The organism is bacterium 336/3, assembly GCA_001281695.1.
Taxonomy (GTDB): Bacteria; Bacteroidota; Bacteroidia; order Cytophagales; family Thermonemataceae; genus Raineya.
Map to the genome: position 1 here is coordinate 848,950 of LJIE01000001.1, position 14,681 is coordinate 863,630.

Below are 14,681 nucleotides of genomic sequence, written 5' to 3' on the forward strand. Positions count from 1 at the left end.
TGCGGAGAATTGGAGGAAACTATTTTTGCTATGAATTTTTATGCTCTTATAACAGGTGGTAGTCAAGGTTTGGGAAAGGCAATGGCTGAGGAGTTGGCTCAAAAACAAATCAACCTGATTTTAGTGGCTTTGGATAGTCCAGAACTTTATGAAACAGCTTATCAAATTCAAACTAAATATTCTGTAAATGTAGAAGTGTTAGGAATTAATCTTACACAAGATAATGCTCCAGCACAAATTTTAGAATTTGTTGAATCAAAACAACTGCCAGTAAAATACCTTATCAATAATGTAGGAATAGGCTATACAGGCAGATTTGACAGTTTTGATGTTGGTTTCTTTGATACATTGTTGAAACTAAATGTATTAGTTCCTACAAAATTAACACATTTACTGTTGCCTATGCTGAAAGATAACAGTCCATCGTATTTGTTAAATATTTCAAGTATGGCTGGATTATTTACAATGCCTTATAAAACAGTTTATTCTGCTTCTAAACAATATGTTTATTCATTTTCAAGAGCATTAAGAGAGGAACTAAAAGGTTCTGGGATAAGTGTAACGGCATTGTGTCCTGGAGGTATTTTAACGAATGAAAAAATTATAGAAGATACAGCAAGAATAGGTCGCTCAGCACAAATCCTTAGTTCTACACCAGAATACGTAGCACACTTCGCTATCAAGGCAATGTTTGATAAACGCAATATGTATGTGCCTAAACTTTTGGTAAGGTTATACTCTTGGATGCGATATATTATCCCTAAATCCATTCAAGTCAAGATGATAGGAAATTCTTTAAGAAAAAAAGTAGCATAAATAAAAAGAGGAGCAGTTGCTCCTCTTTTTATTTTAGAAACCATCTTTTTCGTCTTTCTCTTCTTTTCTTGGCTCATCTTCTTCATCTTCTTCACCTTTTTTCTTCTTCTTTTTGTCTTTAGTTGGTTTCTTTTCTTTTTCGTCTTTAGGTTTCTTTTCGTCTTTTTTCTTTTCGTCTTTAGGTTTTTCCTTTTCTTCTTTGGGCTTCTCTTTTTCGTCCTTTGGTTTCTCCTCTTTTACTTTCTCATCTTTCTTCTTTTCATCTTTAGGTTTTTCCTTTTCTTCTTTGGGCTTCTCTTTTTCATCCTTCGGTTTCTCTTCTTTTACTTTCTCATCTTTCTTCTTTTCGTCTTTAGGTTTTTCTTCTTCTTTAGGCTCTTCCTCTTTCGGTTCTACATTTTCCTCATCTTCTTCCTCTTCACCTTTTTTCTTTTTCTTCTTTTTCGATTTTTTCTCTTCTTTGGGTTTTTCCTCCTCTTTAGGTTCTTCTTCCTTCGGTTCTATATTTTCTTCCTCTTCTTCATCACCTTTTTTCTTTTTCTTCTTTTTCGATTTTTTCTCTTCTTTGGGTTCTTCTTCTTCTTCTTTTTCCTCTTTGTCTTTCCTAGGAGTTTCAGGCACAGCACCTAATTTTTTATCAATATAATAGTGTTTGAATTTTGCTTTGAAAGCTTGTGCAGCACCATCATCTGCTATCTCCATACTCAATTCACCAACTTTTTTTGCTTTTTTACCTTTGCTAAAAATATTGTTGAATTTATCTACGGAAGACTCTCCATATAAAGTTCCTTGATGGAATGAAAAATAAAACCACATATCATTTGCTCCTTCGATGTAGAGTGTTAAAATATCTCCATCTGTCATTTTCTGGATTTCCAAATAACCCTCATAAAGACTATTCAAATCTTTATCTAAAACATTTGCAACACCTATTTTACCAACACTATAAAAACTATTGGTTGTGTCAGACCAATGCATATTTACATTAGAAAGTACAATACCTTTGGCTAATAGTTTCTTGTCAGCATTGAACAAAGGAGTAAATTTAGTTCTTGCAGTAGTTTCATACTTTTTAGCTTTACTATCACCCACTATTTCAGCAAGTTTACTCATTAGAGAAACGTCCTCAGTACTATAAGCAGCTTCTCCACCATCCATTTTATTCAAATTCAACATATCACCCATTACAGCAAAAGCTGATTTGAACTTAGAAAAGTCCATTACAAAAAACTGATTGAACTGGTAATCATCTTTCTTCAAATTAATTTTGACATTACCAGAAGAAAAAACATTTTTTTGCAAAGCTTCATCTACCATATTGAATTTACCTTGCATTTCGATGGTTGCTTTGGAGTCATCAAAAGTAAATAAACTACCCTGATAACTTTCTTTTTCCAAACGAGCTTTGTCTGTAATCTTAAATTCATTGAGTTCAGGAACATAAGATAAAACACCTTTTGTTAGAAATAAATCACCATCCAAATCTTCTTTTTTACTTGATAAGAAAGTTGTATAAAGCTTTCCTGCTTCACCTGCATAATGTAAGCCAGAAGTTAGAATTTTATCTTCTACACTGGTTTTTTCGTCTAATTCTATATAAACATCTCCTGCATCTCTTTGGTATGGAATCCAAGAGTCAAAGTCTTTTCTACTTTTCAAAGACAAACGAATAGAACCATCTAAAATTAAATCTTTCTTATAAGCCAACATTTCAGCTTTACCCTTAAACTGTATACGAGAGGTAATGAAGAAATTATCTGTTTCTAAAACTTCTCCTTGAGATTGTGTGTAACGACTAGGCAAATGCAGTGTGTCCAAATCTTTCTTTCTACGTTTTTTCTTAACTACACCAGCCTCTGAAAGACTATCTCTGCCAACTAATTCAAATTTATCAAACTTTATTTTAGTAGTATCTTTGATTACATTTACATATCTATAAGTTGCATCACCTTCAAAATCTTCTCGATGGTTGATTTTGATATTTCCATGCACAAGTGTATGATAAAAATTAATAGTGTCTACTACAATAGTTGCATCTTTTAGTTCTTGAATATCTGCACCTTTCAAAATGGTAACTTTGCCTTTATTTGGGATAATACGAGCATCTGCCGAAGGGATATAATCAACACCTAATAACTCTAAAATAGGATTATTAATATCTTTTAAATCATATTTTCCACCTTTTGCTTTAAATATAATATCTTTTTGAGGTGTATTTTCTTCTTCAGCAAATTTAGTGGAAGCAAACATAGAAGCACTATCACTATGCATGGTTACATTTTTTTTAGCAACATCCCAAACAGCTTCTTTTACAGATGTCTTAAATTGGGCATAAGGAAAGCTAATAAAATCGTAATTAGGGTTTTGCTGAGCAATTGTTTTGTTATAAGTAATTTTACAAATAGACTTTTTTAAGTCGAAATCTATAAAAATAGCATTTGCATCAATAAGAGGCTTGTTCGTTTCAACTTCTTCTTTTGCAAAAGGATCTTTATCAGTAGAATTTACTTTAAACTCTACAATATTATCTGGTATATCAGGAGTGAAAATTCTTTCTGGAGAGACTTTTACACCTTTGGGAGCAAATAAGAAAAAATCTTTTCTGGAAAGCTCTCCAATACCCCATAACGATTCAGGAGTTATGGCCAATGTTCCTTTTAAACTGGCGGGATTTTTATCATCAAACAACTTAAATAATTTATCTCTGTTTTTAAAAGTGATACTATCAATTTGTACAGAATCTTTGCTTGTAAACCATGCAAGACGTAAATTTTCTCCACTTGCTTTGGGATATAAAGTTTTACCAGCAAAACCTTGTTTTACTTCTAAAGTAGCATTTTCTGTATGTACAGAGTCAGGTGTAAGTACTACAGAGCGAGCTTTTACACTATAAGTATGATTTTTAATTTCAAGATTTTTGCCAGAGGCCACAAGGCCTGTTTTATACATAACAATAGAATCTGCTTTTATCTCTCCATGTTTACTATACAACTTTAAAGATTTTTTTGGACGATGTACAAAACCCAAAGCATATTTAGATTCTATACCATTATATTTGGGGTCGTACACAGGTACAAGTTCCTCTTTGATAGGAGGGAAAATATTAGAATGGAAAACACCACTAAATTTAGGTAATTTGCTAGTCAAACTGTCCAATTCTACATTTGGAATCTCAAAATAGACTTGTTTTTTGTGGTAAGCGAACTTCTCTCTATAGAACGCATCAAAATAAATACGCCCACCAGTTTCTACTTTTAGTTTTGGGAATGATTCATAAGTTTCTCCTTTTTTACCACCAGGGATTTGTCCTTTTTTCAAACCTGATTTATTATTGGGATGATTGATATATAAATCACCTGCATTCATCTTGATTTCACCACCTAAATCATATTTGAGTTGTGGATTTTTGGGATCTTGCACAGCAAAAAGTACAGTATCAATAGTTTCCATGGTAAGTTTAAACTCATCATAAGGAAGTGTAAAATTTTTACCAATGAATCTAAAGTTACCTACTGTTACCTCACCTTCCTCCATCATAATTACTCTATCTCCAAATATCCGAATTTCTTTATTTTTAGGTATAAAGTTTAGATTAAGCTTTTTACTTACTGCAAATCGTTCAATGCCTCTAATAACAATACCTCCACCATTGGCATCAATAGTTGCATTAGGCATATAAGGTCCTTTTTTACGATCGCCTTGTGTAAAGAAACCATCTAATTCAAGTAAAACAAAATTGTTAGGGTTTAGATGATTAACCTCTAATTCTTGCCCTAATATTACTTTTTTTACTTCTGTAAATCTGTCAATTTTAAAAGTGTCAGTAAGTGTAATAGTTGTATCTCTAAACAATGTATCTCTTGATATAGAGTCTGTTTTGGGTTTGAAAACTCTTTTAGTGATGTAAACATCTTTTCCTTCAAGTTTAGGATATAAAATTCTTCCTTGATTAAATTTAAACTTAATGGTATCAACCTTGATGCTATCTTTACGAGCATTTCTTGGAGAAATAGACTCTATAATCATATCATCAAAATCTTTATCTGCATAGGAAGAAAATTCAATGGGAAGTTTCTTTTTAGGGTTTTTTTCTGCATACTCCATCGCCCTTTTATATTGGTAGGAGTTAGCACTTTGTGTTGTACGGTTGAGAACAATTATACTACCCGAAAACTCATCATAAGCTACATATCCTTCTCTGGATAGCTTTCGCATAGCCATTTTTACAGCATTTGGATCTATTTTGGATTGTTGTTTTTTCTTGTTGTTATTCTGTTGTGATAAATCATCAAAAATAGCAGCAATATTAAACTCTCTTACTCCCTGAGAATTAGTAGAACCATATTTTCCTGCATAATATTGAACTAGCTTGAGAGGATGAAAATTATAAGAACCATGAATTTCTTCATAACGATCACCATCAAAATAACTAAAGGACTCAAAAATAGCTGGTATTTTGGTATTGGCTCCTACAATGTAAAAATCAACTATATTTTTTTCAGGTTGATAAATAGCCATATCTGCAATGATATACATTTTATGGTATTCATCTATAAAAGGAATATCATCATTTACCTTTTCTTTATAAAGTTTAAATGCATTAGCAGGAGTACTATCATTTGGTAGTTTAATCTTGTTATAACTCAATACAACATCTGAATGTGTAAGAGAGTCAGAACCACTAATATAATAACCAAAAGAGGTATTTTTAGATAATATTTGGTCATCTCCTAAATAAATTTCTTTGGAGTTAGCATGAAACTTCACTTCTCCATCTTTAGTAACCAGTAATCTACAATTTGGGCGTTTACTAGGCGAATAACCATATAGTTTAAGACCTACCATTTTCATTCCACCTGTATAAGATATATTGGTTCCTATATTTTGTATATCAGTTCGTTCACTGTATGACTTGAATATAGGGAAACGAAGGTCTTGCATATTTTTTCTCTTTTCACTCAAAAACTCAAAACTACCTTTTTCTGGGTTTTTTAATTTTTCAGAATAAGAAATGCTTACATTTTCAGCTTTTATTCTTTGTTCTGTTACTTTATGGCTAAATTTATCAAAATCTACATAAATATTTTTTCTCTGAATATTTCCTAGTGCTATGGAATCAACAGTTCCTTTATTGTAGAGGTTTTCCCAAGAAAAGCGACCTTTATCAGCTACAAACATATCTAACTCAAGAAAAAAAGCAATTTTTGTGTTAGTAATACTTACAGAATCATGTGGCGATGAAAAATATAAATTGGTTTTGGGAAATAAAATTACAGGACCAACCACCAAAGGATGTGGATAGGGTTGAATATTTCCTAGAGAATCAGGCTCTCTGCTAGCCTCCTTCCAATCCTTGAACCAACTATTTTGATTTCTAACTGAAGAATCTGCATAAACAAACTCAAAGCCTCCATCTACATAAATTTTATTAAAATTAGAGCTATAAAGGGCTTTGTAAAGTAATAGACTATTGATTCGATTAGAAAAAACATTAATTTTAGCTAAAGAAGCTGTACTTACGAGTTTATCGCTTACCATTAGCAAATTATCTAATTGGTTACTAGTAACGGTTTGCCCTTCTAATCCACCAATAAAAGCTTCTAATAAGTTTTTGATTTCAGTATCTACTTTGCCTCTTTTGTTAACAATCTTTTGGCTTAGAATAATTATTTTAGTTTGTTGGTCAGTTGTAAATGCTCCCCTTGTCCAAGCAGACCTAATCTGTTCAGCTGACTTAATTTGATTGGATTCTCTTAAAATTTTGTCTATTTGCCCTATAAACTCATCAGGATTGGTAGAAAAACGTTGAGAAAAGCCTTGTATAAAGCAGAACAATAATACAATTAAAAAGATGATTTTTTTCATAACTCACAAGATTCAAGACTCTAATTATTTTTTTTACAAACTAACGAAACCCAGTTGTTTTTGGATTTCTTACTTACCAACTCTAGGCCACTGGTTTGTGCAACAGCAAGAATATCATCAATATCTACTTCATAAAATCCACTCAAAAGTAAATAACCATCTTTTACAAGTAAACTAGCATAAGATGGTATATCATTGAGCAAGACATTTCTATTGATATTAGCTAGAATAATATCAAATTTTCTGTTTGTATCAACGGTTTCAATAGTTCCCAAATAAGCTTTAATATGGCTACACTGGTTCAATTCAATATTTTCTTGGGTGTTTTCCACGGCCCAATCATCATTGTCAAATGCTTCTATATCATTAGCCCCCAAGAAATGTGCCATAATAGCAAGTACACCAGTTCCACAGCCAGCATCTAAAACTGTTTTATTTTGATGAGAAATACCCAATTGATGTTCTACCATGAGAGAAGTAGTCTCGTGATGCCCTGTCCCAAAAGACATTTTGGGTGTTATCAAGATTTCATAAGTGAAATTAGGATTGGGTTCATGAAATACTGCTCTAATTCTTACTTTATCAATAATTTCAACAGGCTGATAGTTTTTTTCCCATTCTTCATTCCAATTTACTTTTTGTAAATGCTGATAAGTATAAGTAAACTCATATTGATTTTGTAGTTCTTTTACAGATTGGTCATCAAATATATCTGAAGCAATATAGGCTTGTAAGGCATTTTCATTTTCTACAAACGATTCAAAGCCTAAATCGGCTAATTCTGCTATAAGGAGTTCAACATTTTCTTCTGGAGTCTCTATGATAAGCTCTGTAAACATAGGTGTTTTAAGATGAAGTAAATAAATCAAAATTACGGAAAAAAGCCTTCAAAAACAAAGAGATATTTTGTAAAAAATGATTTTTTCATTATCTTACCATATCATACACCAATTAAGATTATTTTATTTCTGAGCTTTATATTTTAAAACAATTTTATGCAAACTACATCACACTTGCTCATGATACGCCCTGCTGCTTTTGGATTCAATCCAGAAACAGCCCAGACCAATGTTTTTCAAAAAAAAGCTTCTGATTTTTCAGAAGAAATTCATACAAGGGCTTTGGCAGAGTTTGATTATATGGTTGAATTGCTTAGAAAAGAAGATTTGAATGTAATGGTGATTGATGATACCATAGAACCTTATAAACCTGATGCTGTATTTCCAAATAATTGGATAACCACTCATCAAGAAGGTGTGATTGTACTCTATCCAATGCAAGCCCCCAACAGAAGAGTCGAAAGAAGGCAAGATATTGTTGAAATTCTACAAAAACAGTATAAAGTACATAATGTTGTAAATCTTTCTCATTATGAGTCAAAAGGGAAATTTTTGGAAGGGACAGGTAGTATGATTTTTGAACATACACATAAAATAGCTTATGCAAGTCTTTCTACAAGAACAAATACGGAAGTTTTAGATAGATTCTGTAATTCCATGCGTTTTCAGCCTATTACTTTTCAGGCGGTAGATGAGTTTGATAAGCCTATCTACCATACCAATGTACTGATGAGCGTAGGAGATAAGTTTGTGATTATTTGTATGGATGCCATCAAAGAGCTTTCAGACCAAGAAGATTTGATAGCTTCCTTTAGAAAAACACAAAAAGAAGTTTTTAAAATTTCGTATGAACAAATGAAAAATTTTGTTGCAAACTGTTTAGAAGTTACTAACAATAAGGGAGAAAAAATTTTAATTCTTTCGGAAAGAGCTTACCAACATTTAGAAGAAAGTCAAAAAAAGCGTTTAGAAAACTATGTAAAGTTGTTACCATGTCCACTCAATACTATCGAAACTTATGGAGGTGGAAGTGCCCGTTGCATGATAGCTGAAATATTTTTACCAAAATAATAGGGCGAATGTGATTCGCCCCTAAAAAGAAAAAAATATATTTTGAGGATTTTAAAAACCATATCTGTTTTTAGAATTGGAGTTTAATTTTGCCATTGCTTCAATACGCTTGTTAGCAAGTTGTACAGCTGCTTTATGAGTGTTGATTTTTTCTCTTTCAGCAGTTTCAATAATATCCAAAGTATATTGATAGATTCTTTCAGTCTGTTCATAAGCTCTTTCCGAATTATAAGTAGGCATAGCTATTTCACAATATACATTAATGATACCTCCAGAATTGATAAGAAAATCAGGGGCATACAAAATACCTTTTTCTCCACACAAATCTCCATGACGATTTTCATCTTGTAATTGATTATTGGCTGCTCCAGCAATAATTTTACATTTTAGACGACTTAAAGTGTCATCATTTACAGTTGCACCCAATGCACAAGGAGCATAAATATCCATATCAGCATCATAGATATTATCTTTATCAACTACTTGTAAATTAGAAAACTGCTTTGTAAGAGCTTGGATTCTGTCTTCGTAAATATCAGAAATAATTACTTGAGCATTTTCTTTTACAAGATGTTCCACCAAATATTGCCCTACATGCCCAACGCCTTGTACAGCAACTTTTTTCCCTGCCAAACTATCAGATCCATATACTTTTTTGGCTGCTGCTTTCATGCCCACATACACACCATAAGCTGTAACAGGTGAAGGATCTCCACTTCCACCCAAACTTTTAGGCATTCCAGAAACATATTTAGTTTCCATAGCCACTTGTTCAATATCTTGCGTTCCAATCCCTACATCTTCGGCAGTAATATACTTTCCGCCTAAACTATCTACAAAACGACCAAAAGCTCTGAACAAAGCTTCCGATTTATGTTTACGAGCATCTCCAATAATGACAGCTTTTCCGCCTCCAATGTTCAAACCAGCGACGGCATTTTTGTAAGTCATTCCACGAGAAAGACGTAAAACATCTTTAAGAGCTTCTGCTTCAGAGTTGTACATCCACATACGAGTACCACCCGCAGCAGGACCTAAAACAGTATTATGAATAGCGATAATAGCCTTTAAACCAGTTTGAGGATCGTTACAAAAGACGACTTGCTCATGATTATTTTCGTTGATTTGGTCAAAAACAGATTGCATATATAAAGCGTTGAATAAGTGATTAATTGAATCTGATATTTTTTTGTGGCTGTAAAAATAGTTTTTTTTCAAGAAAAATAAGATTTTTGTATGAACTTTTCGGGTAAGTCAATGATTATCCTCAATAACTTATAACATATCACTATTTATGGCTTCTTCTCTCAAAAATTTAAGTGAATATTCAAATAAAAATATAGGCGATATTAGCCAAAAACGTTTTGGTATTGTAGTTGCTGAGTGGAACAGTGAAGTAACAGAAGCCCTTTTGAAAGGAGCTTATGATACTTTACTTAAACATGGAGCAAAAGAAGAAAATATTATAATCAAAACAGTAGCAGGGAGTTATGAGCTTTCTTTAGGTTCTCAATGGTTTGCTGAACGCAGAGATATTGACGCAGTAATTACATTGGGTTGTATTATTCAAGGTGAAACTCGCCATTTTGATTTCATTTCGCATGCTGTAGCTATAGGTATTACTGAAGTAAATTTAAAATATAACAAACCAGTTATTTTTGGCGTTCTTACAACAGACAATCTTGCTCAAGCCATAGACCGTTCGGGTGGTAAACATGGCAACAAAGGAGATGAGGCAGCCATTACAGCAATCAAAATGTTATTTTTCTAAACCAAAATCATGAAAACTCTTACACCAGCTACCCAAACCAGCAGTTATCCTGTTTTGGCTTGGGTTTTACTTTTTTTACTTTCTATTATTTGGGGAACATCTTTTCTACTGATTAAAATAGGGTTAGAAGTTTTTCCACCTGTGCAGGTGGCTTCTTTGCGTATTGCTTCTGCTTTTTTAGTAATAGTGATACCTGCTCTGTGGCATTTTAGGCTTGTACCCAAACAAAAAATAGGCTTTTTATTACTTTCAGGTTTATTAGGTAATTTAATACCTGCGTTTTTATTTGCCATTGCTCAAACAGAAATTAAAAGCTCTGTGGCAAGTATCTTGAACTCTCTAACACCCTTTTTTACATTTGTGGTAGGGGTTCTGTTTTTTAGTAAGAAAAGTGCTTGGCAAAAAGCAATAGGCATTAGCTTAGGAATAGTCGGAACTGTTCTTATTTTTGTAAAGAAAGAAGGAATAGAGTTCAATTCATACGCTCTTTTGATAGTATTAGCTACCATATGTTATGGGTTTAATGTAAACCTAACAGGAAAATACCTCTCAGATGTTCGCCCCATTCATATCACAAGTATTTCTATTTTTATGGTAGGAATGATGGCTAATATATTTTTGTTTGGTTTTACAGATTTTGTAGACGTTTACCAAAATGCTCCAGTTACCAAAACATCTTTTGGCGTATTTATTGATGTTCCTAAAACAGAACTAGCTTTAATTTTAGTAATGGCATTGGGCATTGTAGGTTCTGGAATAAGCTCTATGGTATTTTACAAATTATTACAAATGTCATCACCATTGTTTGCAAGTTCTGTAACTTATGTGATTCCAATTGTAGGAGTAAGCTTGGGAGTATTGAATGGGGAAACTATTACAATGTGGCATTTAATTGGGATGAGTTTTATTATCTTTGGTGTACTCTTAATGAATAGAAATAAATAACAATGGTCCTGAAACAATAATCAATGATGATCAATGAATAAATTTTTAATTCTTCTTGTATTATTGTTTGTTCTTGCTTGTAACAGATTGGATGCTCAATTTGCTCCAAAATACAGCAATGAATTCTTGAATATTGGAGTAGGAGCAAGAGGGCTTGCCATGTCTGGAACAATGACAGTTACTGTGGATGATGTTACTTCCAGCTACTGGAATCCTGCGGGGTTACTTCATATCAAATCTAAATATGAGGTATCTCTGATGCATGCTGAGTATTTTGCAGGTATAGCACAATACGATTATATAGGTTTTGCAACACCCGTAGATTCTACAAGTCATATTGCTATTTCAGCTATTCGTTTTGGCGTAGATGATATTCCCGATACTCGTTTTCTTTATGATGTCAATGGAGCTATTAACTATAATAATGTTCAGTTTTTTTCAGCTGCCGATTATGCCTTTCAGGTTTCTTATGCCAAACGTCTCCCTAAACTAAAAAATCTCCAACTAGGAGGGAATTTTAAAGTAATATACAGGCAAGCAGGCGATTTTGCAACAGCTTGGGGCTTTGGATTGGATGCAGGAGCTCAAATTAAACTGGGTAAATGGAATGTGGGAGCTATGGCAAGAGATATTACAGGAACATTTACGGCTTGGAGGCATAATTTAGCATTGTTGTATGCTATTTATGCACAAACAGGAAATCCCATTCCTCAAAATTCGGTAGAAATTACAGTTCCTAAACTTAATGTAGGAATGAGCAGACGTTTTCCTATTCAAAAAAACTTTGGGTTACTTACAGCTTTTGAATTGCAAAACACCTTTGATGGTAAACGAAATACACTAATTTCCTCCGATTTTATTTCAATCGCTCCAGCTTTGGGGATTGAAGGCGATTATAAGCAAACTATTTTCTTAAGAGCAGGGATTGGTAACTACCAAAAAATCAAAAACTTTGATAGTAGTACATATACTAGCATTCAAAGTAATTTTGGAGCAGGTTTTAAATTGAAACGTTTTACAATTGATTATGCTCTTACAGATGTAGTAAGTAATGATGCAGGGCTATATTCACATGTTTTTTCTGTAAAAGCTATTTTCTAGGTAATAGATACTTCTCTTTAAACTTTATTTTTATAAATTTGCCCAAATACGTTTAATGTTATGAAGCCAAATTTTAGCAATATATCTTTTGAGAGTCTTTTAAAAGTATCCAAACAACCTACAAGTATTGGAGATAATAAAGTTTGGAAAACTCCTGAGAGCATTGATATCTATACTTTTTATACAGCCAATGAAGCTAAAAACCTAAGTCATTTAAGCTTCATAGCAGGAAAACCACCCTATCTAAGAGGTCCATATAGCACTATGTATCTCCAACGCCCTTGGACAATACGCCAATATGCAGGTTTTTCAACTGCCAAAGACTCCAATGCTTTTTATAGAAGAAACCTTGCAGCAGGGCAAAAAGGACTTTCTGTTGCTTTTGACTTGGCAACACACAGAGGCTACGATTCTGATCATCCAAGAGTAGTAGGAGATGTTGGAAAGGCAGGTGTTGCCATTGATAGTGTAGAAGATATGAAAATATTATTTGATGGAATACCATTAAACGATATGTCCGTTTCTATGACCATGAATGGGGCTGTAATTCCTATCATGGCATTTTATATTGTAGCTGCTGAAGAACAAGGAGTAAAAGCAGAAGAGCTTTCTGGAACAATTCAGAATGATATTTTGAAAGAATTCATGGTACGTAATACGTACATTTACCCTCCCAAGCCAAGTATGCGTATTATTGGAGATATTTTTGCTTATGCTTCCAAAAATATGCCTAAATTTAATAATATTAGTATTTCAGGTTATCACATGCATGAGGCAGGGGCAACAGCTGATTTGGAACTTGCCTATACACTTGCAGATGGTTTAGAATATATCAGAACGGGACTTGCAGCAGGACTTGATATTGATGATTTTGCTCCTCGACTCTCATTCTTTTGGGCAATAGGCATGAATCATTTCATGGAGATAGCTAAAATGAGGGCTGGGCGTTTACTTTGGTCAAAAATTGTTAAAAAATTCAACCCCAAAAAGCCTATTTCAATGGCTTTGCGAACACACTGTCAAACATCAGGATATAGCCTTACAGAACAAGACCCCTTCAACAATATAGCTCGTACAGCCATTGAAGCATTGGCTGCTGCTTTAGGGCATACACAATCTTTACATACAAATTCTTTAGATGAGGCAATAGCCTTGCCAACTGATTTTTCGGCTCGTATTGCTCGAAATACACAATTAATATTGCAAGAAGAAAGTAGCATTTGCCAGACTGTTGACCCTTGGGGAGGTTCTTATTATGTAGAAAAACTAACCCATGATTTGGTAGAAAAATCGTGGCAATTAATTGAAGAGGTAGAAGAATTAGGAGGAATGGCAAAAGCTATTGAAACTGGGTTGCCTAAAATGCGTATAGAAGAGGCTGCTGCTAAAAAACAGGCTCGTATAGATGCTAATAAAGAAATTATTGTAGGTGTGAATCAGTTTAAACCTACATCAGAGAAAGAATTGGAACTTTTAGAAGTAGATAACACAACTGTTCGTAATGAACAAATAGCTCGTTTGCAAAAAATAAAAGCTGAAAGAGATAGTGATGCTGTTAAAAAAGCATTAGAGGCAATTATAGAATCTGCTAAAACAGGAGAAGGAAACTTGTTAGATTTGGCTGTACAGGCAGCTCGATTAAGAGCCACTTTAGGCGAAATTTCAGATGCGATGGAAACTGTTTTTGGAAGGTATCAAGCAACCATCCGAGCTATTTCAGGTGTGTATGCTTCAGAAGTTTCTGACGATGAAAATTTTAAGAAAGCACAAGATTTGGCAGATCAATTTGCAGAAATGGAAGGAAGAAGGCCACGTATCATGATTGCTAAAATGGGACAAGATGGACATGATAGAGGAGCTAAAGTAATTGCTACTAGTTTTGCTGATTTAGGTTTTGATGTAGATATAGGTTCTCTATTCCAAACTCCTGCTGAAGTTGCTCGCCAAGCTGCTGAAAATGATGTACATGTAGTGGGTGTAAGTTCTCTTGCAGCTGGTCATAAAACACTTGTACCACAACTCATTGAAGAACTTAAAAAAATAGGTAGAGAAGATATTTTAGTAATAGTAGGCGGAGTGATTCCCCCAAAAGATTATCAATTTCTGTATGAGGCAGGAGTAATGGGTATTTTTGGGCCAGGTACTGTTATTTCTGTGGCTGCACAAAGTATTATATCAAAACTCTTAAATTAAAATTTATTTATAAATATAAAATATTGAAAAAACAAGTATTGGTAGAATTTTGAACCAAATATTGATTTAATTTTAAATTA

At 33.3% G+C, this 14,681-nt stretch carries 8 protein-coding genes and 1 pseudogene; 6 read left to right on the forward strand and 3 right to left on the reverse strand.

The window, feature by feature from the left end; genetic code table 11:
* The first annotated feature begins 30 nt into the window (after positions 1-30).
* Positions 31-717: pseudogene (locus AD998_04005) on the forward strand (hypothetical protein).
* A gap of 132 nt (positions 718-849) precedes the next feature.
* Here AD998_04005 and AD998_04010 read toward each other — a convergent pair.
* Together AD998_04010 and AD998_04015 are read right to left on the reverse strand one after the other, a co-directional pair.
* Positions 850-6,681, reverse strand: a complete 5,832-nt coding sequence (locus AD998_04010) for a hypothetical protein (GenBank protein ID KOY85426.1) — start codon at positions 6,679-6,681, stop codon at positions 850-852.
* Positions 6,682-6,701: 20 nt separating this feature from the next.
* Complete coding sequence (locus tag AD998_04015; protein ID KOY85427.1) at positions 6,702-7,520, reverse strand: 50S ribosomal protein L11 methyltransferase; 819 nt, start codon at positions 7,518-7,520, stop codon at positions 6,702-6,704.
* Between the two features lie 156 nt (positions 7,521-7,676).
* On the opposite strand from AD998_04015, the gene AD998_04020 reads away from it, so the two are divergent.
* The gene (locus AD998_04020) at positions 7,677-8,591 is read left to right on the forward strand and encodes an amidinotransferase (protein KOY85428.1); all 915 of its coding nucleotides are present in this window, start codon (positions 7,677-7,679) and stop codon (positions 8,589-8,591) included.
* A gap of 51 nt (positions 8,592-8,642) precedes the next feature.
* Here AD998_04020 and AD998_04025 read toward each other — a convergent pair whose 3' ends face one another.
* Entirely contained in the window at positions 8,643-9,737 is a 1,095-nt protein-coding gene (locus AD998_04025) for a leucine dehydrogenase (protein ID KOY88045.1), read from the reverse strand.
* A 148-nt stretch (positions 9,738-9,885) separates the two neighbouring features.
* On the opposite strand from AD998_04025, the gene AD998_04030 reads away from it, so the two are divergent.
* From AD998_04030 to AD998_04045, 4 genes are read left to right on the forward strand one after another with little or no spacing between them, the layout of a single operon-like run.
* Positions 9,886-10,362: a 6,7-dimethyl-8-ribityllumazine synthase gene (locus AD998_04030; protein KOY85429.1), complete on the forward strand. Its 477-nt coding sequence runs from the start codon at positions 9,886-9,888 to the stop codon at positions 10,360-10,362.
* 9 nt (positions 10,363-10,371) lie between these two features.
* Positions 10,372-11,307 (forward strand): hypothetical protein, encoded by a 936-nt coding sequence (locus AD998_04035; protein KOY85430.1) that lies wholly within the window; start codon positions 10,372-10,374, stop codon positions 11,305-11,307.
* A 33-nt stretch (positions 11,308-11,340) separates the two neighbouring features.
* On the forward strand, positions 11,341-12,408 hold the full coding sequence (locus AD998_04040; protein ID KOY85431.1) for a hypothetical protein: 1,068 nt from the start codon (positions 11,341-11,343) through the stop codon (positions 12,406-12,408).
* A gap of 60 nt (positions 12,409-12,468) precedes the next feature.
* Positions 12,469-14,601, forward strand: coding sequence for a methylmalonyl-CoA mutase (locus AD998_04045; GenBank protein ID KOY85432.1), 2,133 nt, complete (start codon positions 12,469-12,471; stop codon positions 14,599-14,601).
* Positions 14,602-14,681 lie beyond the last annotated feature (80 nt).